The organism is Aeromicrobium sp. UC242_57 (assembly GCF_044452305.1).
In the GTDB taxonomy this organism is placed as follows: domain Bacteria; phylum Actinomycetota; class Actinomycetes; order Propionibacteriales; family Nocardioidaceae; genus Aeromicrobium.
The window spans coordinates 137,189-158,944 of record NZ_JBIOAM010000005.1; the positions used below are offsets into that span (position 1 = coordinate 137,189).

General features: G+C 67.8%; 20 protein-coding genes and 11 pseudogenes. 13 read left to right on the forward strand and 18 right to left on the reverse strand.

Annotated features, from left to right (window positions below; genetic code table 11):
• Nucleotides 1-86: 86 nt before the first annotated feature.
• The 18 genes and pseudogenes from ACHMWU_RS22275 to ACHMWU_RS22360 form a co-directional block, all read right to left on the reverse strand.
• Nucleotides 87-2,596: pseudogene (locus tag ACHMWU_RS22275) on the reverse strand (ATP-dependent Clp protease ATP-binding subunit).
• A 244-nt stretch (nt 2,597-2,840) separates the two neighbouring features.
• Nucleotides 2,841-4,299, reverse strand: a pseudogene (gene lysS, locus ACHMWU_RS22280) (lysine--tRNA ligase).
• Nucleotides 4,300-4,444: 145 nt separating this feature from the next.
• Nucleotides 4,445-4,726 (reverse strand): hypothetical protein, encoded by a 282-nt coding sequence (locus tag ACHMWU_RS22285; protein ID WP_396047308.1) that lies wholly within the window; start codon nt 4,724-4,726, stop codon nt 4,445-4,447.
• The gene (locus ACHMWU_RS22290; protein WP_396047310.1) at nt 4,702-5,214 is read right to left on the reverse strand and encodes a hypothetical protein; all 513 of its coding nucleotides are present in this window, start codon (nt 5,212-5,214) and stop codon (nt 4,702-4,704) included. Before ACHMWU_RS22290 ends, ACHMWU_RS22285 begins: the two co-directional genes overlap by 25 nt.
• A 15-nt stretch (nt 5,215-5,229) precedes the next feature.
• A complete protein-coding gene (locus ACHMWU_RS22295; protein WP_396047312.1) occupies nt 5,230-5,451 on the reverse strand; it encodes a hypothetical protein in 222 nt (73 codons plus the stop codon).
• A 168-nt stretch (nt 5,452-5,619) separates the two neighbouring features.
• Nucleotides 5,620-6,663, reverse strand: coding sequence for a hypothetical protein (locus ACHMWU_RS22300; RefSeq protein WP_396047314.1), 1,044 nt, complete (start codon nt 6,661-6,663; stop codon nt 5,620-5,622).
• Nucleotides 6,664-6,746: 83 nt separating this feature from the next.
• A pseudogene (locus tag ACHMWU_RS22305) lies at nt 6,747-7,536 on the reverse strand (type III pantothenate kinase).
• A 21-nt stretch (nt 7,537-7,557) separates the two neighbouring features.
• Entirely contained in the window at nt 7,558-7,992 is a 435-nt protein-coding gene (panD, locus tag ACHMWU_RS22310) for an aspartate 1-decarboxylase (protein WP_396049174.1), read from the reverse strand.
• A gap of 162 nt (nt 7,993-8,154) precedes the next feature.
• Nucleotides 8,155-8,340 (reverse strand): annotated as a pseudogene (locus ACHMWU_RS22315) (pantoate--beta-alanine ligase); the annotation flags it as partial.
• Complete coding sequence (locus ACHMWU_RS22320) at nt 8,277-8,711, reverse strand: pantoate--beta-alanine ligase (protein WP_396047316.1); 435 nt, start codon at nt 8,709-8,711, stop codon at nt 8,277-8,279. The gene ACHMWU_RS22320 and the pseudogene ACHMWU_RS22315, both read right to left, overlap by 64 nt.
• Nucleotides 8,712-8,752: 41 nt before the next feature.
• Nucleotides 8,753-8,824: pseudogene (locus ACHMWU_RS22325) on the reverse strand (hypothetical protein); the annotation flags it as partial.
• 2 nt (nt 8,825-8,826) lie between these two features.
• Nucleotides 8,827-9,249 carry a DUF2520 domain-containing protein gene (locus ACHMWU_RS22330; protein WP_396047318.1) on the reverse strand — a complete coding sequence of 141 codons (423 nt, stop codon included), beginning with the start codon at nt 9,247-9,249 and terminating at the stop codon, nt 8,827-8,829.
• Nucleotides 9,250-9,400: 151 nt separating this feature from the next.
• Nucleotides 9,401-9,724, reverse strand: a complete 324-nt coding sequence (locus ACHMWU_RS22335) for an NAD(P)-binding domain-containing protein (RefSeq protein WP_396047320.1) — start codon at nt 9,722-9,724, stop codon at nt 9,401-9,403.
• Between the two features lie 134 nt (nt 9,725-9,858).
• Nucleotides 9,859-10,278 carry a hypothetical protein gene (locus ACHMWU_RS22340; RefSeq protein ID WP_396049301.1) on the reverse strand — a complete coding sequence of 140 codons (420 nt, stop codon included), beginning with the start codon at nt 10,276-10,278 and terminating at the stop codon, nt 9,859-9,861.
• Nucleotides 10,202-10,804, reverse strand: a complete 603-nt coding sequence (locus tag ACHMWU_RS22345; protein WP_396049302.1) for a hypothetical protein — start codon at nt 10,802-10,804, stop codon at nt 10,202-10,204. Before ACHMWU_RS22345 ends, ACHMWU_RS22340 begins: the two co-directional genes overlap by 77 nt.
• 113 nt (nt 10,805-10,917) lie before the next feature.
• Nucleotides 10,918-11,322, reverse strand: a pseudogene (locus ACHMWU_RS22350) (glycosyltransferase family 2 protein); the annotation flags it as partial.
• Between the two features lie 39 nt (nt 11,323-11,361).
• A complete protein-coding gene (locus ACHMWU_RS22355) occupies nt 11,362-11,586 on the reverse strand; it encodes a hypothetical protein (protein WP_396047322.1) in 225 nt (74 codons plus the stop codon).
• 5 nt (nt 11,587-11,591) lie between these two features.
• A complete protein-coding gene (locus ACHMWU_RS22360; protein WP_396047324.1) occupies nt 11,592-11,969 on the reverse strand; it encodes a TetR/AcrR family transcriptional regulator in 378 nt (125 codons plus the stop codon).
• Between the two features lie 112 nt (nt 11,970-12,081).
• On the opposite strand from ACHMWU_RS22360, the gene ACHMWU_RS22365 reads away from it, so the two are divergent.
• The 13 genes and pseudogenes from ACHMWU_RS22365 to ACHMWU_RS22425 form a co-directional block, all read left to right on the forward strand.
• Nucleotides 12,082-13,647, forward strand: coding sequence for a GAF domain-containing protein (locus ACHMWU_RS22365; protein WP_396047326.1), 1,566 nt, complete (start codon nt 12,082-12,084; stop codon nt 13,645-13,647).
• Complete coding sequence (locus ACHMWU_RS22370) at nt 13,574-13,768, forward strand: helix-turn-helix domain-containing protein (protein ID WP_396049175.1); 195 nt, start codon at nt 13,574-13,576, stop codon at nt 13,766-13,768. The genes ACHMWU_RS22365 and ACHMWU_RS22370 overlap by 74 nt, the downstream gene beginning before the upstream one ends.
• Before the next feature lie 358 nt (nt 13,769-14,126).
• A pseudogene (locus ACHMWU_RS22375) lies at nt 14,127-14,524 on the forward strand (fumarylacetoacetate hydrolase family protein); the annotation flags it as partial.
• A 73-nt stretch (nt 14,525-14,597) separates the two neighbouring features.
• Nucleotides 14,598-14,798: pseudogene (locus ACHMWU_RS22380) on the forward strand (fumarylacetoacetate hydrolase family protein); the annotation flags it as partial.
• Nucleotides 14,799-14,832: 34 nt separating this feature from the next.
• The gene (locus ACHMWU_RS22385; RefSeq protein WP_396047328.1) at nt 14,833-14,973 is read left to right on the forward strand and encodes a hypothetical protein; all 141 of its coding nucleotides are present in this window, start codon (nt 14,833-14,835) and stop codon (nt 14,971-14,973) included.
• A gap of 71 nt (nt 14,974-15,044) precedes the next feature.
• A pseudogene (locus ACHMWU_RS22390) lies at nt 15,045-15,125 on the forward strand (cyclase family protein); the annotation flags it as partial.
• Nucleotides 15,126-15,147: 22 nt separating this feature from the next.
• Nucleotides 15,148-15,402, forward strand: a pseudogene (locus tag ACHMWU_RS22395) (cyclase family protein); the annotation flags it as partial.
• A 305-nt stretch (nt 15,403-15,707) separates the two neighbouring features.
• Nucleotides 15,708-16,886 (forward strand): ABC transporter substrate-binding protein, encoded by a 1,179-nt coding sequence (locus ACHMWU_RS22400; RefSeq protein WP_396049176.1) that lies wholly within the window; start codon nt 15,708-15,710, stop codon nt 16,884-16,886.
• A gap of 171 nt (nt 16,887-17,057) precedes the next feature.
• Nucleotides 17,058-17,969, forward strand: coding sequence for a branched-chain amino acid ABC transporter permease (locus ACHMWU_RS22405; protein WP_396047330.1), 912 nt, complete (start codon nt 17,058-17,060; stop codon nt 17,967-17,969).
• 7 nt (nt 17,970-17,976) lie between these two features.
• Nucleotides 17,977-18,939 (forward strand): branched-chain amino acid ABC transporter permease, encoded by a 963-nt coding sequence (locus ACHMWU_RS22410; RefSeq protein ID WP_396047332.1) that lies wholly within the window; start codon nt 17,977-17,979, stop codon nt 18,937-18,939.
• Nucleotides 18,936-20,363, forward strand: coding sequence for an ATP-binding cassette domain-containing protein (locus tag ACHMWU_RS22415; protein ID WP_396047334.1), 1,428 nt, complete (start codon nt 18,936-18,938; stop codon nt 20,361-20,363). The genes ACHMWU_RS22410 and ACHMWU_RS22415 overlap by 4 nt, the downstream gene beginning before the upstream one ends.
• A 219-nt stretch (nt 20,364-20,582) precedes the next feature.
• Nucleotides 20,583-20,984, forward strand: coding sequence for a carboxymuconolactone decarboxylase family protein (locus ACHMWU_RS22420; RefSeq protein ID WP_396047336.1), 402 nt, complete (start codon nt 20,583-20,585; stop codon nt 20,982-20,984).
• Nucleotides 20,977-21,756: pseudogene (locus tag ACHMWU_RS22425) on the forward strand (class I adenylate-forming enzyme family protein); the annotation flags it as partial. The gene ACHMWU_RS22420 and the pseudogene ACHMWU_RS22425, both read left to right, overlap by 8 nt.

Sequence of the window (21,756 nt, forward strand, 5' to 3'; positions counted from 1 at the left end):
GAAACGACGATGTCGGCGGTTCTAGGTCGTTGTCCCCAGAGGGACGACCCAGAACCGCCGACATCTTTGCGGCTAGGTGAAGTCGACTACTCGACTCCGGCCTCCACGGCCGGCGGCACGTCGGGCATCTCCAAGGCCAGCTCGGCCTTGTCTCGACCCTCGAAGGTGAAGGTCGCATCTGCGCCTTCGCCCTCGACGCCGATCATGATGATCTGACCGGCGCGAATCTCGCCGTAGAGCAAGCTTCTCGGCCATGACGTCCTCGATCTCGCGCTGCACCGTGCGGCGCAACGGACGAGCACCCAGGACCGGGTCGTAGCCGCGCTTGGACAGCAGCACCTTGGCATCTTCGGTCAGCTCGAGCGTGATGTCCTTCTCGACCAGACGCTTCTCGAGCGAGGCCACCATCATGTCGACCATCTGGAAGATCTCGTCCTGCGTCAACGGCGGGAACACGATGATCTCGTCGACACGGTTGAGGAACTCAGGCCGGAAGTGCTGCTTAAGCTCGATCGCGACGCGCTCCTTCATCTTGTTGTACGTTCCCGCAGTGTCGCCGGCCTGGCTGAAGCCCAGGTTGACGCCCTTGGAGATCTCACGCGCACCGAGGTTGGTGGTCATGATGACAACAGCGTTCTTGAAGTTGACGACGCGACCCTGACCATCGGTCAGGTGACCTTCCTCGAGAATCTGCAACAGCGAGTTGAAGATGTCGGGGTGGGCCTTCTCGATCTCGTCGAACAGGACGACGGAGAACGGCTTGCGACGCACCTTCTCGGTGAGCTGGCCGCCCTCTTCGTAGCCGACGTAGCCGGGAGGCGAGCCGAACAGACGCGAGACGGTGTGCTTCTCGCTGTACTCGGACATGTCGAGCTGGATCAGGGAGTCTTCGTCGCCGAACAGGAAGTTCGCGAGCGCCTTGGACAGCCACGTCTGCCGACACCCGAGGGGCCAGCGAAGATGAACGATCCACCGGGACGCTTGGGGTCCTTCAGACCCGCACGCGTACGACGGATGGCCCGCGACAGGGCCTTGATGGCCTCGTCCTGGCCGATGACCCGCTCGTGCAGCTCGGCTTCCATGTTGAGCAGACGGCTCGACTCGGCCTCGCTGAGCTGGCCGACCGGGATACCGGTCGCCTGGCGAGGACCTCGGCGATCAGCTGCTCGTCGACGACGGCCACGGTGTCGAGGTCGCCGGCCTTCCACGCCTTCTCACGCTCGCCCTTGGCGTTGATGAGCTGCTTCTCCTCGTCGCGCAACGACGCGGCGGCTTCGAAGTCTTGGGCGTCGATGGCGCCTTCCTTGCGGCGGCGGACATCGGCGATCTGCTCGTCGAACTCCTTGAGCTCAGGCGGTGTGGCCATGCGACGGATGCGCAGCCGTGCACCGGCTTCGTCGATAGGTCGATCGCCTTGTCGGGCAGGAAGCGGTCGGAGACGTAGCGGTCGCCCATCGTCGCCGCGGCCACGAGGGCCTCGTCGGTGATGGAGACGCGGTGGTGCGCCTCGTACCGGTCGCGCAGACCCTTGAGGATCTCGACGGTGTCAGCGACCGACGGCTCCTCGACCAGGATCGGCTGGAAGCGACGGTTGAGGGCCGCATCCTTCTCGAAGTGCTTGCGGTACTCGTCGAGCGTCGTCGCACCGACGGTCTGCAGCTCGCCACGAGCCAGCATGGGCTTGAGGATGCTGGCAGCATCGATCGCGCCCTCGGCGGCACCCGCACCCACCAGGGTGTGGATCTCATCGATGAACAAGATGATGTCGCCGCGGGTACGAATCTCCTTGAGTACCTTCTTGAGGCGCTCTTCGAAGTCACCGCGGTAGCGCGAGCCGGCCACGAGCGCGCCGAGGTCGAGCGTGTAGATCTGCTTGTCCTTGAGCGTCTCGGGCACGTCGCCACGGACGATGTCCTGGGCCAGGCTCTCGACGACGGCGGTCTTGCCGACGCCGGGCTCGCCGACCAGGACGGGGTTGTTCTTGGTGCGGCGGCTCAGGGTCTGCATGACGCGCTCGGCCTCGTCGTCGCGGCCGATGACCGGGTCAAGCTTGCCCTCGCGGGCAGCCTGCGTGAGGTTGCGACCGAACTGGTCGAGCACCGCCGACGTGCTGGGAGCCGACTCGCTGGGCGCACCGGAGGTCTCGGCCTCCTTGCCCTGGAAGCCGCTGACCAGCTGGATGACCTGCTGGCGCACCCGGTTGAGGTCGGCGCCGAGCTTGACGAGCACCTGGGCGGCGACGCCCTCGCCCTCGCGGATCAGGCCGAGCAGGATGTGCTCGGTTCCGATGTAGTTGTGGCCGAGCTGCAGGGCTTCGCGCAGGCTCGGCCTCGAGCACCTTCTTGGCGCGAGGGGTGAACGGGATGTGCCCGCTCGGTGCCTGCTGGCCCTGACCGATGATGTCCTCGACCTGGCCGCGGACGGCCTCCAACGAGATGTCGAGGCTCTCGAGAGCCTTGGCGGCGACGCCCTCGCCCTCGTGGATCAGTCCGAGAAGGATGTGCTCGGTGCCAATGTAGTTGTGGCTGAGCATGCGTGCCTCTTCTTGGGCAAGCACGACCACGCGACGAGCGCGGTCAGTAAATCTTTCGAACATTGCGTCCCCCTCTGTGGACTATCAGTTCAGTTTAGTCAGGTGTGGAAATCCGCACGCAGGGATGTCCAGTATGTAACCCAACCGGCATCGAGCCCGATACGTTCCCTCGTTCGCTGTCGGCAGAAACCTTTCCCCACCGGTGCGGTTTCCCACGAGACCTGGCGTCCTTGTCACATGCCTAGCGTTACAGCGCTGGGTGCGTGACGAAGACCCGAGGCCTCGTGGGAAACCGCAGCGTGGAGGGTTACTCGGCGCGGCTGGTCGGGAACAAGATCGCGTCGCGGATGCCGATGCCCTGCAGCAGCATGACCAGCCGGTCGACGCCGAAGCCCAGGCCACCGGCCGGCGGCATGCCGAACTCGAGGGCACGCAAGAAGTCTTCGTCGACGTCATTGGCCTCGGGATTGCCGGCTGCTGCCTGACGAGCCTGCTCCTCGAGCCGCTCGCGCTGGATGACCGGGTCGTTGAGCTCGGAGTACGCCGGAGCCAGCTCGACGCCGTTGATGATCAGGTCCCACGCCTCGACCAGGCCGGGCTTGGTGCGGTGCTTCTTGGCCAAGGGACGGACCGACTCGGGGTAGTCGCGCACGAACGTCGGCTGGATCAGCGTGTGCTCGAGCAAGCCTTTCGTACAGCTCCAGCACGATCTCGCCGGCGTCCCAGTCCGGCTGCAGGGCAACCTCGTGCTGGGCTGCCAGCGCCAGCAGTCGTCGACCGACGTGTCGATGTCGACGACCCGGCCGACAGCCTCGCTGACCAGACCGTGCACGGTCTCGTGCCGCCAGTCGGCCTCGAGGTCGATCGTCGAGCCGTCCCGGCCCGTCACGACGGTCTTGCCGACAGCCCGAGCCGCGTCGAGGACGGCTCGCGGGTCAGCAGCGCCATGGTGTCGTACGAGCCGTAGGCCTCGTACGCCTCGAGCATCAGGAACTCGACGTTGTGGGTGTTGTCGACGCCCTCGTTGCGGAACGTCTTGGCCATCTCGCAGACCTTGTCGATGCCACCGACCAACGACCGCTTGAGGTGGCGGCTCGAGCGCGATGCGCAGCAGCGCCGGCTCGTCGAAGGCGTTGACGTGCGTGCGGAACGGACGCGCCGCGGCGCCGCCGTTGGTGTGCTGCAGGACGGGTGTCTCGACCTCGATGTAGCCCAGACGGTCGAGCGTCGAGCGCAGCGACTGCATGACCTTGGCCTTGACCCGGACGTTGTCGCGGGCCTCGGGACGCACGATCAGGTCGACGTACCGCACGCGGCTGCGCGCCTCGTCCGACAGCGGGTTGTGCTCGTTGGGCAGCGGCCGGGATCGTCTTGGCGGCGATCTGCCAGCCGGTGGCCATGACGGAGAGCTCGCCGCGCTTGCTCGTGATGACCTCGCCGGTGACGGCCAGGTGGTCGCCGATGCCGACGGTCGACTTGAACAGTGCGAGCTGATCTTCGCCGACACCGTTGAGCGAGATCATGGCCTGCAGCGGGGTGCCGTCGCCTTCGCGCAGCGCCGCGAAGACCAGCTTGCCGGTGCCGCGCACGAAGATGACGCGCCCGGCGACGGTCACGATGTCGCCGGTCGCGACGTCGGCGCCAAGCGCCTCGGCGTCATAGGTCTCGACGATCTGCTTCAGCGAGTGGGTACGCGCGATGTCGACGGGATACGGCTCCTCGCCCCGGTCGATGATCTGCTGGCGCTTGTCGAGGCGCACCCGCATCTGCTCGGGCGGCTCGTCCTCGGTGGCAGGGTTGTTCGTCGCGTCACTCACAAGGAGCAAGCCTAATCGCGTGCGCTGGACGCAAGAATCTGGGTTTGTCCGCAGATACGCGGACAAACCCAGATTGCTGCGTCGCGACGGACCGTCACCTCAGCTTTCGGCCCGAGGCGTCGACGCGCTGCAGCGTGATCGACTCGGTGAATCGCAGCTTCAGGTCGGCCGGACTACCGCTGATCGCGTCCTTGGTCCAGGCTGCATTGCCCTGGACCCTGACCGTGAACGGCTTCTTGCCCAGCAGCTTGGCCCGAGACACCGGCACGGTCCGGATCTTGGCGCCGACCGTCCCGCCGAGCATCCAGGGGACGTTGCAGACCGCGTCGGAGGCCTGGGGGTATCCGACGCTCAGAGTCGGCGTCGCGAACAGCACCGTGCCCTTCGAACCGCTGCGCGGCACCTTGACGGTGACCCACATGGGCTGACGGCCGTCCCTGCTGGGCTCCTCGGCGACTGTCGTGGTGCACGCCGCCGGCGCGGGTCGTAGCGGCAGCCCGCAAGATTCTGGATCCAGCGCGTCGACACGCGGGGACCGACATCGGCGGTGATCGCGCCATTGGCCAGTCGCTTGGCCTTCCACTTCGGACGCCCCTTCTCGGCCGGTCCCAGCGAGGCGCTCGTCCTCTTGGTCGCCGAGAAGCTCGCGATGACGTCGCTGCAGCCGCTGCGCGCCATCTGCGCATTCGCCGTGTGCTGGACCGACGCCTTCAGCACCCGGTAGTAGACCTTCGGATCGAGCAGCACCGTGACCTTGACCGGACGCGAGACCTTCTGCGGCAGCGAGGAGGTCGCCCGCGCATGCATCCGGAACTGGCGAACCTCCTTGCCACGAGCCTGCTTGGCCTGGGCGGTGCGTCGCACCTTGCCGTAGCAACGTCAACCCGCCGTACTGGGTCTGGCGGGCGGTGGCGACCTCTTCCACCGTTTGCCTGACTTGACCTGCAGCTCGACCGGGCGGCCGGCCTGGATGGGCGTCACGAATCCGGCGACGCCGAACCGGACGTTCTCGTTGATGGCCCTGGGCATCGACAAGGTCGCGGACTGGGAGGCGGCGTCGGCGGCGTTGACCGACAGGCCGCTGATCAGTGCTGCCGCCATGACGGCGGTCAGCAGTCGAAGACGACGGACGTGCGGGACTCCTTGGAAGTGGGCCCTTCCGTGGAAGAGCGGATGTGGGCTCGCAAACTAGCAACGGTCCAGGGCTGTCCCGAACGTCGAGGTTGCTGCAATCCCAGCACTTTGGGGCAGGATGCCGCCTGTTCCGGCCTACTTCAGGCGGCGCCCGGCCTTGTCGACACCGCTGCAAGGTGATCGACTCGGTCCACCGCAGCTTGATGTCGGCAGCCTGGCCGCTGATGGCGTCCTGGTCCACGATGTCTGCCCTTGATTGACGATCGTGAACGGCTTCTTGCCCAGCAGCGTCGAGCGCGAGACCGTCTTCGTCCTGATCTTGACCGGTACGTCGCCCGACCGCATCCAGGGCACGTTGCACACCGAGTCATCGGCGCTCGGATGGCCGATGTCGACACCGCGCGTGTAGAACATCGCCGACCCAGAGCCCTCTTGGGCACGGAGAATACGGACCCCGAGCCGTTCCTTGCCGTCACCGGTCGGCTTGTCGACCTTGGTGACCTGGCACGCGGCAGGAGCGGGCGCGTAGCGGCACCCCTTCAGGTCTTGCGTCCACGTCGTCGTGAGGCCCGGATCGACCTCGGCTGAGATCGTGCCGTTGGCCAGCCTCTTGGCCTTCCACCTCGGCTTGCCTGACTCGGCCTTGCCGAGCGCACTGCTCGTCTTGCGCGTGCCGGACATGCTCGTCACGACGTCGCAACCGTTCATGACCCGCGTGGCATCGCCGGTGTGCTGAACCGAGGCCCTGACGACCCGGTAGTAGACCTTCGGATCCAGCATCGGCTTGACCTTCTTGGCGGAGGACACCTTTTCCTTCAACCCTCCGGCCGCCCGCGCGCGCATCCGGAAGTAGCGCCATTCGTAGCCCTTGCTGTCCTTCGCCTTGCTGGTGCGGCCGAGGCGGGCGCTGAAGCTGAGGCCCCCGTACTGGTCCTGCTTGACGGTGTCGACGATCTTCCAGCGCGAGCCCGACTTCACCTGCAGCTCGACCCGACGACCGACCTTGATCGGCGAGGTGAACCCGGCGGCGACGAAGGTGACGTTCTCGTGGATGGGTCCGTAGACCGACAGCAGGGCTTGTTGGGGTGCGGCTTCGGCCGGCGCGGCGGAGACCAGGCCGGACAGTCCGGCCAGCGTGGCGCCTGCCAACGCGGCGACGACTCGATTGGGGATCGACATCAGATACTTCCTTCACGATGAGGGGACGCCTCATCGTGAAGTCAGGCACTGGGGTGACGCTGGGGACGTGCTGGGGTGCTGGGTCAGCCACGATTCTTGTCGTGCACGATCCGCAGGCCGGTCAGCGTCAGGAACGGGTCGCGCGTCGTGATGGTCGTGCAGTTGTCGACGACCGCCTCGGGGAACGAACCGGTCGCGATCACCGTGACCTCGTCGGGGTCGACGCCGAGCGAGTCGATGATGCGGTTGACCATGCCGTCGACGAGTCCCACGAAGCCGTAGACGACACCTGACTGGATCGCGTCGACAGTGTTCTTGCCGATGACGTCGCGGGGCTGAGCCAGCTCGACGCTGCGCAGCTGCGCTCCCCGACGGGCCAACGCTTCTTGCGACAGCTCGACTCCGGGCGAGATCGCACCGCCGATGTAGCAGTTGTCGCTGCTGATCACGTCGAAGATCGTCGCCGTGCCGTTGAGGTCGACGACGATCGCCGGCCCGCCGTAGAGCGGCGGCTGCCAAGGCGTTGACGATACGGTCGGCGCCGACCTCGCGCGGGTTGTCGGTGTGGATCGGGATGCCGGTCTTGACGCCCGGCCCGACGATCACGACGGGCATGCCGACGTAGTAGCGGTCCTGCATGGCCCGCGGCTCGACCAGGATCGCGGGCACCGTGCAGCAGATGCTGACAGCGTCGATGTCGTCGATGCCCGACCGGACGGCGAGGCCGGTGATGAGTACCTGCCACTCGTCAGCGGTCCGCCGCTCGTCGGACGACACCTGCCAGTGGTCGATCAGGGCATCATCGGTGGCCGAGCCGGCCGAGAGGTCGAACGCCCCGATCGTGCGTGTGGCTGTTGCTGACGTCGAGAACACAGCAGGATCACGGCAGACGCCTCATCGCGCAGCGACCAGCGGATTGGCCACGACGTCGCCGCGGGTCAGCCCCGAGCCTGCGGGGGCATCGGCCGGGTCGGAGCCCAGCGTCATGACCCGGTTGTCGGCGTCGACGAACACGACGCTCGGCTCGAAGGTGCGCGCCTCCGCGTCGTCGAGCTGGGCGTAGGCGATGAGGATGACGAGGTCACCGGGGTGCACCAGGTGGGCGGCAGCACCGTTGATGCCGATGACACCGGAGCCACGCTCGCCCGCGATCGTGTAGGTCTCCAGCCGTGCGCCGTTGTCGATGTCGACGATGTGCACGAGCTCGCCGGGCAGCAGGTTGGCCGCGTCGAGGAGATCTTCGTCGATCGTCACCGACCCGACGTAGTGCAGGTCGGCCTGCGTGACGGTCGCCCGGTGGATCTTGGACTTCATCATGGTGCGCAGCATGGTCAGGCTCCTAGGGTCAGGCCGATGTTGTCGAGCAGTCGCGGCTTGCCGACGCGCGCTGCGACGAGCAGCCGCGCGTCCCGTCCCGGCACTGCGGGGCCGAGGTCGGGGATCGGTCAGCACGAGGTAGTCGAGGTCGACGTCGGCCGCATCGATGACCGCGTGGGCCGCGGCAAGCACCGCATCGACTCCGCCACCTGACGCCGCGGCGCCGGCCCGCAACGCCGCCGACAGTGATGCGGCGGTCTTGCGCTCGACCTCGCCGAGGTAGCGGTTGCGCGAGCTCATCGCGAGACCGTCGGCCTCCCGGACCGTGGGGCATCCGACGATCTCGACGCCGAGAGCCAGCGCGCGCCATCAGCCGGATCAAGGTGCTGCCTGGTAGTCCTTCTCGCCGAACACGGCGACGTCTGGCCTGACGAGGCCCAGCAGCTGGACACCACCGTCAGCACGCCCCGGAAATCGGTCGGTCGGGCCGCACCTTCCAGGATCGCCCCGAGCGGACCAGGATCGACCGTGACGGTGTCGACGAGCCCCGACGGGTACATCGTCGGCACCGCAGGCGCGAACACGAGGTCGACGTCGGCCTCTGCGCAGCGCTCGAGGTCGGCGTCGAACGTACGCGGATAGTCGTCGAAGTCTTCACCCGGTGCGAACTGCGTCGGATTGACGAAGATCGAGACCACCGAGGTCTCGGCCAGTGGCCGGGCGTGCCGCATCGCTGGACGTGCCCGTCGTGCAGGGCACCCATCGTCGGGACCAGCGAGACCGTGGAGCTGCCGCGAGCCGCCGCGAGCTCTTCGCGCGTCCGCACGACGATCGGCGTGGCCACGGTCAGATCCCGGCCGCGATGTGCGCCATCGTGTCCCAGTCGGCCTCGTCGAGGACCTGGCGGATCGTGGCCGCCGTGGTCGACGGCAGCCGACCGTCAGCACTGGCACGACGAGCCGTGGCCCGGGCGAGCTCGAGGTACGCGTCGACCGTCGCGTCGTCGACGTCGGCAGCAGCCAGCGCGTCGACGTGCGCACGGATCGTGGTGACGTCGCCGCGCACGACCGGGCCGGTCAGGGCCGCGTCGCCGTAGGCCAGGACGTTGTCGAGCGCGGCCACGAGCAGTGGCCGCAGGACGCCGGCCGGATCGTCGGCGCCGGCGGCGCGCAGCAGGTCCATCGACTGGGCGACGAGCGTGACGAGGTGATTGGCGCCGTGAGCCAGGGCTGCGTGGTAGAGCGCGCGATCGGACTCAGCGACCCACATCGGCACACCGCCGAGCGCTGCGACGACTTCGGCCAGCGGTCACTCGGCCTCCCCGCCGTGAGGCCGAAGATCGGCGCACCTTCGAAGTCGACCGTCGTGCCGCTGAACGTCATCGCGGGGTGGAAGGCGATCGGTCGGGCGCCGACGCGCGTCAGCGACGCCAGCGCGTCGAGGCCGTGGCGACCGCTCGTGTGCAGGACGTACTGCCGGGGTGGATCGCGCCCGACGACGCCAGCTCTTCCGCGACAGCGATGAGATTGTCGTCGGGAACGGCCAGGATCAGGATCTCGCTGGCCTCGGCGAGCTCGACGGGCGTGCGCACCTCGATTCCGGGCAGCAGGGTGCTGATGCGCAACGTGGAGGCGTCGGATCGTCCGCTGACGCCGACGATCGGATAGCCCGCAGACCTGAAGCGGGCGGCCAGGACCGACCCGACCTTGCCCGCGCCGACAATGCCCATGGCGAGTCGCTGCATGTGGGGTTGCCTTCCCTTGGTGTCGCTGTGTTCCAGTCCCTGACGGGTACCAGACAAACTGACGACTTCAGTTTATCCACGCAGGCCGAACTGCCTAGAGGCTCGACCTATGCGGAAGATCACACTGCACCGGCTCAGCGTCGGGGTATCCGGGCCGATGCCGAGCCCGACCGGTCGCCGTCGGTCAACGTCACGGTGATGCTGCGTGGCGCCCGGCGGGCGGCACCGTGCAGGGTCACGGTCCAGCCCGACCGCTCGTAGCGCCGCTGCGCACCCTGGCGGGATGTGACGACCTGCGGCTCGCCCCGCTGCTCGACGTCGGCGATGTCTCCGTCGGTCTTGACCAGGATCGACGGGTCCTGCAGCTCGACGTGGGGAAACCACACCGCCATGTCGAGGACGAGATCGGGTCCGTCGTGACGCGCTGCGCGGACGACGGCCTTGGCCGCAGTCTGCTCGGCCGTCAGGACGTACGCCTCAGCGGGGACCCGGTCGACACCCCGACCCGGCAGCAGAGCCGTCGTTCCCTCCGGCGTGACGAGGCTCGAATGCATCTCGGGCTGCATCCCCTCGGCCTGCACGAACCTCCACACAGCGGCCCGGTCGCCCACCGCCAGCAAGGCATTGAGCACCCCGGTGCTGCGCCGGAACCTCGGCGGCGTAACGATCAGCCGGTGCCGCCTCGACGACCCGCGGAACCCGTTCGAACAGCGCATCCAGGTAGGCGTCGTCGGCGCGTTCGAGCTTGAGGGTCGAGTTGGGCACGTTGTAGCGCAGGTACTGCAGGGCGCGCTCTGCCCGGACGTCCGGCAGGTCTGCCAGCAGCTCGAGCACGGCATCGATGGCGTCGAAGCGCGCATGGACGGCTTGCGGCGTGACCTGGCCCTGCGAGATCGACGACTCCATGCGGCGCCAGTTGTACGCGACGGTGTCGCAGATGTCGATGCCGTTGGCGTCACGGTAGGCCCGCGCCGTGACGATCTGGTCGCCCGCCAGCAGCACTGCGGGGAACTCGAGCGCCTGGGCGTCCCAGAACGTGCGCCGGAAGATCTTGGCGCAGGCCACGGCGTTGACCAGCACGTCTGGACGCTCGGCGAGAGTGGTGCGGCGGGCCGGCTCGGCGTGCAGCGCACGGTCCGCGGTGCCGCAGGCTTGATCCCCGACCGCTCCAGCCGCTGGTACGGCATCACCGCGAGATCGGACCCGGTCCGCTCGAGGACGTCCATGGCCTGGCGGATGCCCCGGCGGGTCACGGTGTCATCGGCATCGACGAACGTCAGGTAGGCGCCGGTCGCGGCGGCGACAGCTGCCCGCCTGGCCGCCCCGACACCGGCGTTCGGCTGGGTCAGCACCGTAACGCGTCGGTCGGACTGGGCGTGTCGCCGGGCGATCGTGAGGCTGTCATCGGTCGAGCCGTCGTCGATCACGACGACGTCGAGCCGTCGGTAGTCCTGGCGACGGATCGACTCGAGCGCCTCGTCGAGGTGCTCGGCTCCGTTGTAGACCGGGACGATCACGCTCAGCAACGGCCGGTTGCGCTGTCGCCATCGGTCAACGGGCACCTTGGCCAGACGCGCAAGTCGTCTCACGTTGCTCACGCGACGAGCATAACGAGGACGTTGTTGGATCAGCCTCCGCTACTTCGCAGCCATCCCGTCGGCGACGAGAAGTACCAGCTGGCGAAGGCGGTCGCCGAGATCGAAGGTGGCAGGATCCGGCTTGCACCAGGCGTGCAGGACTGCGAAGTACCCGGTCGCCAACGTGACGGCCACCAGGTCCGGATCGATCCCTTCGGCGATCTCGTCGCGCCCTGCCTGGTGTATCAGGTCGGCCAGCTCTCCGGCCAACGCGGAGTTGTCCAACAGGTTCAGCTCACGAACAGCGGGGCCGAACAGCGCGACGGTCTCGTCTCGTGAGTCGTGCTGGTCTCGGCCAGCACCGTCATGAACTGCGCCAGACGATCGGCCAGTGGCGCATTCCCGTCCGTGACACCCGCAAAGGCGAGGGCGCGGCGTCGCGCGGCCCAGTCGTCCAAGAATGCGGACTTGCGCTCGAAGTAGTTGAAGACCGAGGTACGAGCCACGTCCGCGCGAACCGCGATGTCATCCATCGTCGTCCCCTCGTAGCCGCGTTCGGTGAACAGACCGATGGCGGCCGCGTACACCCGGTCGCGACGCTCACTGCGACGACGTTGCCGACGGATGATGACCGATTCGTGGGGCGGCACGGCTTCTGAAGTGGTCATGACCTCATTCCAGCACCTTTGACCGACGCGAAGGGCCTGGGTATCAGATGTGATGTGGGATACATTTTGTACTCTAGTCCATTTTGGACTCTGGTACATCGAGGAGAGTCTGATGACCGCACCCTTGTTCCTCGCCGCGGCGCCCGACAGCGAGGCCACGTTCCTGCGTCGCCTGCTGGCGGCCAACGATGCGACCCAGGCTCTTCAGATCGCGACCGACCACGTGGTCGAGGTCCTCGACTGCGCCGTCTCGTGGGCCGGGCTGATCGAGGGTGACTACCTCGTGATGGGGGCGCACTGCGGCGTGAGGTCGGCCGAGATGGCCTCGGCCTGGCAGCTGAAGGTCGGCGAGGGCATCGGAGGCAAGGTGGCGTCGGAACGCCGGCCTCACATGAGTCGCGACTATCGACACGACTCGCGCCGCGTCCCCTTGATGAAGCGTCTGATCGACAACGAAGGCATCGAGGCCACCCTGACCGTCCCGCTCCTCATGGCGGATCAAGCGCTCGGAGTCCTGTACGCGGCTCAGCGACACCCCTATGCCTGGTCCGTGGCCGAGCAGGACGCGCTGGAGATGATCGGACGCGACCTCGCGATCAGACTGCGCCAGCTCGACGTCGACGGCCGACGCGAGCATCGGGTGAGCACGGCCGAACGCGAGCACCAACGAGCCCTCGACGCACAGCGAGCGTGCGCCTCGCTCGCCTCGGGCCTGGCCGCACAAGACGATCCCGGCGCCGCGCTGGACCTCCTGGCCCTCGAGATCAGAGCCATGCTGGAGCTTCGACAGCACGACGGACGGCTGGTCCGCACGGCAGGAGCGCTGGAGGACGGCAATCCCCGCGTGGTCCTGCGGCGCGGCTTGGCTGACACTGACGGGCTGACCCTCTCCATCATCGGCAACCGTGACCTCGACGAGCTCGCCGCAGCCACCGTCGAGCTCGCCGTCGGACTGTTTCGACTACAGCTGCTCAGGCTGAGCGAACGCGAACGGACCACCGAACGCCTCAGCGGCGAGCTGCTCGACCAGCTGCTGGAGGGCCGAGTCGTCGACTCTGCGGCATTTCGCCAGCGGCTCCTCATGACCGGGTTGGACAGCCGCCGCGGTCAGGTCGTCGTCGTCGGCAGCCGGCGCGGCGACGACGATCGCGTGTCCCAGCTGGCCGCAACCCTCAGGTCAGCATTCGAACGATGCACGACAGCGGTCCGCGGCGGCCGTCTGGTGGCGATCATCGACATCACCCAACCGGGAGAAGACGTGAGGGGCCAGCTGATCGCCCTGCTCGCGACGGGATGGCACCGCGACCTGGTGGCCGGCGTCGGGCGAGCCTGCGACGACCTGAGCGACTACGCGATGTCGTACGACCAGGCCCGCGCAGCCTGTGAGCTCGGTCTGCGAGGAGCCGGGAAGGAACCCGTCGTGACGGCACATGATCTCGGCATCGTCCCGTTGGCGAGCGTCCCGCTGGACCACCTGCGCACCATGGTTCGCGATGCGCTCGGACCCCTGATCGACGCGGACGAGCAGCGTGGCACCGACCTCGTCGAGACCTTGCGCAGCTCACCTCGGCCACGACCGCCACCTGCCCGCGACCGCCTCGGCGCTGCACGTCCACTACAACACCGTGCGCAATCGCATCGTCCGCATCGAAGAGCTGCTCGACGTCGACGTCCGTGACGTCGAGGACCGCTTCCGGCTCGAGACCGCGCTGCGCATGTACGCGCTGACCGAGGCCCTGGTCCGCGCCGACGAGGCTGTCACGTCGTCACACCTCGAACCCGATTTGATGGCTCGCTGAGCCCTGTGGTGACCCACGTCACTCTCGTCATGGTGGAGGTCCACTGACGAGAGGAAGCCATGAAGCCATCGCATTCACGGTCGACAACCAGCGACATGTCGGCGCAGTCGACGACTCAGGGCGACGTGCCATCAGCCTGACCCGCGCATCAAAGGACGATCCGCGCTTCACGTCGATGCTGGACCTGATCGAAGCAGGACCGTCAGCGCTGGCCGACGCCGCAGAGCTGCTCGAGCTCCATCCGGTCGAAGCGGCCTTCGACCTGGATCGGGTGACGGTCACGTCACCGTTGCCGAACCCGGTACGCCTGCGTGACTGCTCCCTGTTCATCGAGCACCTGCAGCCCGCCTTCCGCGGGATGGCCCGCAAGCTGGCCTCGGCCAACGCCGACCCCGACGCCGAGTACGAGCGACTGGTCGCGACCGGGCGCTACGACACACCGGACGTCTTCTCTCGTCAGGTCATCTACTACAACGCCGACCACACCGCGATCAGTGGTCCCGGGGACGTCATCGTGGCTCCGCAGGAAACACGTCAGCTCGACTACGAGCTGGAGTTCGCCGCCGTGATCGGCCGGACCACCACGGACGTCAGTGTCGAGGACGCTGCCGACGTGATCTTCGGCTACACGATCTTCAACGACTGGAGCTGCCGCGATCTGCAGTCGACCGTCATGGACTCGGCAGCGGCCCGTCACGCGGCAAGGACTTCGACGGATCCAACACGCTCGGGCCCTGCATCGTCACCGCCGACGAGCTCGACTCCCCCTACGCGCTGGAGCTGACCGCGCGGGTCAACGGCGAGGTGTGGTCGCACGGATCGCAGCTCGACGATGCACCACCGGTTCGAGGACGCCGTGGCGCACTTCAGCCTCGGCCGCACGATCTACGCCGGCGAGGTCATCGGCACGGGAACGGTTCTCAGCGGAAGCCCGGTCGAGATCGGCAAAGGGCTCGAGGACGGCGACGAGGTCGAGCTCGAGGTCTCCGGCATCGGCATCCTGCGCAACCGCGTCCAGCTTCCCTACTAGGCACGACAGCTCCACCGACCCGAAAGGAATCACCATGACCACGCTCATCGACCTGTCCAGGACGCTCGATCCCGCCAACCGCGAGCTCGTCCCGAGGCGTACAAGGCACTGGAGACCGTGCTCGCGCCCAAGATCCACTACCTGCACCCCGGCGGCGAAGGGCGGGACCGGATGACCGAGATCTTCGGCTGCCCGCCCGAGCACCTGCCCAATCACGAGGGCTGGGGCGAGGACTGGCTGACCGAGATGAACACGCACTGCGGCACGCACGTCGACGCACCGCTGCACAGCGGCAGCATCATCGAGGGCAAGCCGGCCCGCACCATCAGCGACATCGACCTCTCGGGAGCTGTACGCCCCCGGCATGGTCCTGGACGTCCGCGAGTGGGCCGAGCCCGGTCAGGCCATTCCCGTCGAGGCACTGGAAAAGGCCGTCGCCGCCACGGGGCGCGAGGTGCAGCAAGGCGACGCTCTCCTGCTGCGCACCGGACAGGAGCGCTACCAGCCGAGCGATCCGGAGTTCTTCAACTACCCCGGGATGAGCGGAGACGGCACCCGCTACCTGACTGGCCTGGGCGCCACGATCCTCGGCACCGACGCGATGGCCTGGGACCGACCCTTCCCGGTCATGAAGGCGGCGTACGAGGCCACGGGCAACCCCCAGGGAGCTGTGGGACGGGCACTTCGCGATCGCCGACAAGGAGGCCTTCATCATCCAGCAGCTCGACAACCTGACGGCGCTGCCGACAAGCGGTTTCCAGGTCGGCTTCTTCCCGCTCAAGCTTCCCAAGACCAGCGCGTCGCCCTGCCGGGTCGTCGCCTTCCTCAACGACTGACCTCCCCCACTACCGAACTAGGAGCATCACGATGCCTCTCCCCCTCAAGCGCGGCGGCACGCTCGCCGCAAGCGTGGCTGCACTGGCGCTGGTCGCCGCGTGCGGCGGCGTCAAGGACGCCTCCACGAACGATGACGGCACGGCCGATCTGGCCGATGCCGCCCTCGTCGCACCGATCGCCGGCCTGGAGTGCGCAGAAGGCACCAAGCCCGCCGGGAAACCGATCGTCGTCGGCGCATCGCTCAGCCTGACAGGCCCGCTGGCCCCGACTGGCCTCGTGCACGAAGAGGTCGGCGAGCTCGTGACCGACTGGGTCAACACGTGCGGTGGCATCGACGGCCGCCCGTTGGAGTGGAAGGTCCTCGACGACCAGTCGACCCCGGCCCAGGTGACGTCGAACTACGAACGACTCATCGGCAGCAAGGTCGACCTCGTGATGGGTCCGTACGGCGGTGCCGCGACGCTTGCGGGCGCCGGACCGGTCACCAAGGCCGGCTACGCCTACCCCACGGCAACCAACGGCGCACCCGACAAGCTCATCGGCGAGAACCACTTCCCGGCCTGGCAGATCGGCGGCGGCGTCACCGACCCGGCCAAGATGTTCGACGCGCAGGCGCAGACCTTCGTCGACGCCTTGAAGTCCAGCGGCAACCCGCCGAAGTCCGTGTTCTTCGCGACCGCGAAGTTCCCCACGACGCTCAGCTACGCGGGTGCGGCCAACAAGGCGCTCGCCGCAGCCGGGACCGATGTCGTCGGCTCGGTCGAGTACGACATGGGCACGACCGACTTCAGCTCGATCGCCACCCGCATCGCGAGCAAGGACCCCGACCTGGTCTACCTGGGCTCGCTCGGCGCCGATGTCACCAACATCTACCAGGCCTTCGACGCGATCGGCTACAAGCCGCGCAGCGTCTATGCAGCACTGCCCTCGCCGGCTTCGATCGCCGGGCTGCAGGACCAGGCCGACGGGATGCTGATCTCGTCGCTGTACGAGAACACGCCGCCTCTGGGCGACACCGACATCGCCCGGTACTTCGCCAAGAGCTTACAGCGAGGCCGCCAAGGCCGAGAAGCTGTTCCCCCTGGTGGAGACCCAGGCAGCCGCCGGTCTCGGTGCCTGGCAGATCTTGCTGACCGCCGTCAACGAGGTCGGACCCGACAACAAGAAGATCATCGAATGGCTCAACGCCAACCAGGTCGACACGATCGCCGGCACCGTCTCGTTCGACGGGTTCAACAACTACGGCTCTGACTTCAACCGGGTGACACAGGTCCAGGACGGCAAGCGCGTCCTGGTGTGGCCCGAGGACGTCGCCGGCGCCGAGATCCAGTACAAGCCCTGAGAGCCACGCTCTCCTGACACGGCGTGGTGTGGCGGGTCCGTCAGGGCCTGCCACACCCGTTCGACCCGGAAGGATCGCAGATGTCGGTTTCGACCCTCGCCCTCGCGCAGACTCTGCTCAACGGCGTGTTCCTCGGCTGCCTGTTCGGCACCATCGCGCTGGGACTGACCATGAAGTGGGGCCACCTCGGCGTGCCTGACTTCTTCCACCTCTCGCTCACCCTGCTGGGCGCCTATCTCACCTACACGCTCGTCACCGAGCAGCTGTGGAACCCATTCCTGACCCTCGCGGTGACCGTGCCGACGTTCTTCGTCCTCGGCGTCGCGGTCCAGTGGTTCTTCCACCTGATCAAGGCCGAGGCGTTCACGAGCCTGCTGCTCACGTTCGCGCTGTTCATCGTCACCGAGAGCGTCGTGTCGATGATCTGGAGCCCCGACCTGCTGAGCCTGCGCCCCTGGCTGGCCGACGGCCTCACCCAGAGCACCAAGGTCGGTTCGGTCTCGGTGGCACCGATCGACCTCGTCGCCCTCGCAGTCGCGGTGATCCTGGTCGGCGGCGCAGCTCTCGCCCTGCACCGCACCCGATGGGGACGGGCCGTGCAGGCGATGCGCCAGGACGGGGCCGTCGCCGAGACGCTCGGTGTCCAGATCCTGCCCATCACCCTGGCGATCTCAGGTCTGGCATCGGCCAGCGCCGCCGCCGCCGGGATGGTCGTCGCCATGAAGATGCCGCTGTCCCCGGGGCTCCCGCTGCACTGGATCGGCATCGTGGTCGTCGCCTCCCTCCTCGGCGGTCTCGGCCGGCCTCTGGGAGCCCTGCTGGCCGCGATCGTCCTGATGGTGGTCCAGAACGCCTGGTCGCTGTGGTTCCCACCGCAGTGGGCGCCGGCCGTGACGTTCGGCCTGCTGTTCGCCTTCCTCGCCCTCCAACCGCTGGCGCGCCTCGCCAAGGAGCGCCTCACCTCAGGAGTCACCCGTGAATCACTGGCTTGATCCATCCATGCGCCGGCCGCTCATCGTTCTCGCCGCCGGCGTGGCCCTGGCGATCGCGCTGGTGCCGACCTTCGGCACGAACTTCGCTGTCACGTTCGGATTCCAGTTCCTGATCTGGATCTGCCTGGCTCTCAGCTGGAGCATGTTCTCGGGCAACTCCGGCTATGCCAGCTTCGGCCACGGCGTGTTCTTCGGCATCGGGACGTATGCCGCAGCAGCCATGCTCCGGTCGACCGACATGCCGTTCATCGTGGCGCTGCTGGTGGCAGGTCTGGTCGCCGGTGCCCTCGCACTGGTCGTCGGGCTGGCGGTGTTCGCCTCCCCGCGCTTCGCCGGCGACTTGTTCGGTCTCATCACGTTGGCGATGGCGTTCATCGTCATGACGGTGGTTTCGAACGTCGCGTTCCTCGACGGCGGCACCGGCGTCTTCGTCCGTGAGCACACCGCCGACAGCTGGATCGGCTCGGACACCCGGCACCTGTTCATCGTCGCCGCTCTCCTGGTCGCCTTGTGCGGTGCCGCCGCGATCGCGGCCGCCAACACCCGCTGGGGCACGGCGCTGCGTTCGATCCGCGACGACGAGTCCGTCGCCGAGTCGCTGGGCGTCCCCACGTACCGCTACAAGGTCGTCACCTTCGCGATCAGCGGGGCCCTCGCCGGTCTGGCCGGCGCACCTCAGGCCGTGTTCCTCGGCTACGTCGAGGTCGGCGCGGTGTTCGCGCTCAACATCCCGTTGTTCGTGATCATGATGGCGATCCTCGGCGGCATGACCCGCTGGTGGGGCCCGGTCATCGGAGCCGCACTCGTCGTCACCTTGCGGGAGGCCCTGCTCGGCCTCGGTTCCGCCGAGCTCGCCCAGGTCATCGTCGGACTCAGCCTCGTCGTGGTGATCGCGCTGATGCCACACGGCGTCTCCGGGTTCATCACGCGCCTGACCCCCGCGCGCACCATCAAGGGAGGAGCACGATGACGCTGCTTCGCTGTGTCGACGTCACCAAGCGCTTCGGCGGAGTGACCGCCCTCGACCAGGTCACCCTCGAGGTGTCCGCCGGCGAGATCATCGGCCTCGTCGGACCCAACGGCTCGGGCAAGACGACCCTGCTGAGCTGTATCGCCGGCTCACACCCGGTCAGTGCCGGATCGATCGAGCTCGCTGGCAAGGACATCACCCGTTCCGCCCCGCACCTCCGCGCCCAGGCCGGGATCGCCCGCACGTTCCAGGTGCCCCGTCCGCTGGGCTCGTTCACGGTCGTCGAGAACGTCGCGACGTCCTCGATGTTCGGACGCGACCGGCTGACCCGGGTCGCCGCGCTGGACCGGGCCCGCGAGGTGCTCGAACGGGTGGGCCTGGCGGCCCATGCCGACAGCACCGTGGACGTGCTGACCTTGCACGAACGCAAGTTCTTGGAGATCGCCCGCGCCCTGGCGCTGGACCCGGCGCTCATCCTGCTCGACGAGGTGCTCGGCGGGCTCAACCCGTCCGAGGCCGAGGCGGGCATGGCGCTGATCGCATCGCTGCGCGACAGCGGGGTCGCCGTGGTCTACATCGAGCACAACGTCCGCGCGGTCGCGAGCCTGGCCGACCGCATGTACGTCCTGAACCAAGGACAGAACCTGGCCAGCGGCAAACCCGACGAGGTCCTGGGCGACCCGTTGGTCATCGCCGCCTACCTGGGAGGAGAGGTCAATGCTCGAGCTGAACGGCTGGTCGTCAACTACGGCGAGGCCGCCGCGCTGCGCGGGGTCAACCTGCGGGTGGACCGCGGGTCAGTCGTCTCGCTCGTCGGGTCGAACGGCGCCGGCAAGAGCACGCTGGTGCAGGCGTTGATGGGCATGCAGCCGGTCAGCGGCGGCAGCATCGTCTTCGACGGCGAGGACATCTCCCGACGTCCGGCCACCTATCGGCCGGCGCTCGGCATCGCCCTCGTGCCGGAGGGGCGCCGACTGTTCAAGGAGATGACGGTCCGCGACAACCTGCTGCTCGGGCTGCACCACCCTGCCGCCCGGCGCCGTGCGACCGGATCGCTGGACCAGGTCTACGAGATGTTCCCCGTCCTGGGACGTCGCTCCAAGCAGCTGGCCGGCACGATGTCAGGCGGCGAGCAGCAGATGGTCGCGCTCGGCCGGGCCCTGGTGTCACAACCCGACCTGCTGGTGCTCGACGAGCCTTCCTTGGGCCTGGCGCCAATCATCGTCCAAGAAGTGTTCGCGACGCTCGAACGCATCACCGCTGAGGGTGTCACGGTGCTGCTGGCCGAGCAGAACATGCACAAGGCCCTGGAGCTGTCCGACCGCGGATACGTCCTGGCGGACGGTGTAGTCGTGCTCGAGGACACCGGAGAAGCACTGCTGGCGTCGGACGACGTCCGCAAGGCCTACCTGGGGGACCAGTGACCGATCTGCCCACCCTGCTGGGCCGGGCGCCGTGGACGACCGCCGGACGGCTCGACGAGGCCCAGCAGCACCTGCGCGACCGGATCAGCGAGGACTGGGGTCGCGGCGCGGTCGGGCTCAGCCCCGTCGACCCCGACGGCAGGCTGGTCGGGCCCTTCGACCTCATGGCCGCGAGCCCCCAGGTCGGCCTCGCGGTGCTGGAGACCGCGACGAGCTTCCGTGAGGCCGCAGCTGCCAGTCCTGGAACGAGAAGTCGTGATCCTGGTCGTCGCCGTCGCCGAAGGATCCGACTTCATGTGGGCCGGGCACCTGCCGATCGCCGTTGCCGCAGGCCTGGATCCCGACGTCGGCGCGCTGCTGCGGTCGGGAACCGTCCCACGGCTCGACGAGCCTCTGCTGACGGTCCACCACGTGGCCCGTTGCCTTGTCGACGACGCCGATCTGGACGACTCGACGTTCCAACGGGCCGTCGACCTGCTCGGGTGGCCGCAGGTCCAGGAGATCGTCTGGCTGACCGGGCTCTACCAGGCGTTCGGGCTCGCCATGCGAGTCGCCCGGACCCCGCTTCCGACCCAAGCTGACACCTCAGACGCTGAAGAACAGGACCCACGACATGACTGAGGCGATCCTGCGGGACTACCTCTGGCCGACTCTGCAACGACACCGCACCCGGCGCGCCGTCGTGGCCGACGGTCAGTCCTGGACCTATCGCGACCTGGAGCGCGATGCCCGTGCCGTGGCCGGACACCTGGCAGACCTGGGCGTCAGCCCCGGCGACCCGGTCGCACTCATCTTGCGCAATGGCATCGAGTACGTCGTCGCCGACCTGGCGATCGTGCTGCTCGGCGCAGCCAAGGTCCCGCTGAACCTGATGTTGTCGACCGACGAGCAGGCGTACATCCTGGCCGACTCCGGCGCCCGGGTATGCCTGGTCGAGGCCGACCACCTCGCCTCGCTCACGGCGGCGCGCGCGCTGGGAGCCGAGCCGACCACGATCGTTCGCGGTGGAGCCGGTCCAGGCGAGTTCGACGGCTGGTCGAGGGCCATCGCCCACCCCCCGCTCACCGACGAGCCTGACGTGTCCCCCGACGCGCACGCGTTGATCATGTACACCGGTGGCACGACCGGGCGGCCCAAAGGCGTCCTGCACACCCAGCGCGGCATCGCCGCCAACCTGTTGTCGCACGTCGTCGAGATGGAGATCGTCGCCGAAGATGCCCTGCTGCTGACATCGCCGCTGCCTCACAGCGCGGGCTTCCTGCTCCACGCAGCACTGATGAAGGGCGCGACGACCTTCGTCGAAGAAGGATTCGACATCGAGTCCGTGATCGACAAGATCACTGTCGATCGGGTCAGCTACCTGTTCCTCGTGCCGACCATGATCTACCGGCTG

What these genes read in the sequence shown, in the direction of transcription:
- ACHMWU_RS22295 (WP_396047312.1), bottom strand. Translation starts at nt 5,451, where the DNA reads ATGGCGGCAGCACTGATCAGCGGCCTGTCGGTCAACGCCGCCGACGCC.
- ACHMWU_RS22300 (WP_396047314.1), bottom strand. Translation starts at nt 6,663, where the DNA reads ATGTCGATCCCCAATCGAGTCGTCGCCGCGTTGGCAGGCGCCACGCTG.
- panD (WP_396049174.1), bottom strand. Translation starts at nt 7,992, where the DNA reads ATGCTGCGCACCATGATGAAGTCCAAGATCCACCGGGCGACCGTCACG.
- ACHMWU_RS22320 (WP_396047316.1), bottom strand. Translation starts at nt 8,711, where the DNA reads ATGCGGCACGCCCGGCCACTGGCCGAGACCTCGGTGGTCTCGATCTTC.
- ACHMWU_RS22330 (WP_396047318.1), bottom strand. Translation starts at nt 9,249, where the DNA reads ATGTGGGTCGCTGAGTCCGATCGCGCGCTCTACCACGCAGCCCTGGCT.
- ACHMWU_RS22335 (WP_396047320.1), bottom strand. Translation starts at nt 9,724, where the DNA reads ATGCAGCGACTCGCCATGGGCATTGTCGGCGCGGGCAAGGTCGGGTCG.
- ACHMWU_RS22340 (WP_396049301.1), bottom strand. Translation starts at nt 10,278, where the DNA reads ATGCATTCGAGCCTCGTCACGCCGGAGGGAACGACGGCTCTGCTGCCG.
- ACHMWU_RS22360 (WP_396047324.1), bottom strand. Translation starts at nt 11,969, where the DNA reads ATGACCACTTCAGAAGCCGTGCCGCCCCACGAATCGGTCATCATCCGT.
- ACHMWU_RS22365 (WP_396047326.1), top strand. Translation starts at nt 12,082, where the DNA reads ATGACCGCACCCTTGTTCCTCGCCGCGGCGCCCGACAGCGAGGCCACG.
- ACHMWU_RS22385 (WP_396047328.1), top strand. Translation starts at nt 14,833, where the DNA reads ATGACCACGCTCATCGACCTGTCCAGGACGCTCGATCCCGCCAACCGC.
- ACHMWU_RS22405 (WP_396047330.1), top strand. Translation starts at nt 17,058, where the DNA reads ATGTCGGTTTCGACCCTCGCCCTCGCGCAGACTCTGCTCAACGGCGTG.
- ACHMWU_RS22410 (WP_396047332.1), top strand. Translation starts at nt 17,977, where the DNA reads ATGCGCCGGCCGCTCATCGTTCTCGCCGCCGGCGTGGCCCTGGCGATC.
- ACHMWU_RS22415 (WP_396047334.1), top strand. Translation starts at nt 18,936, where the DNA reads ATGACGCTGCTTCGCTGTGTCGACGTCACCAAGCGCTTCGGCGGAGTG.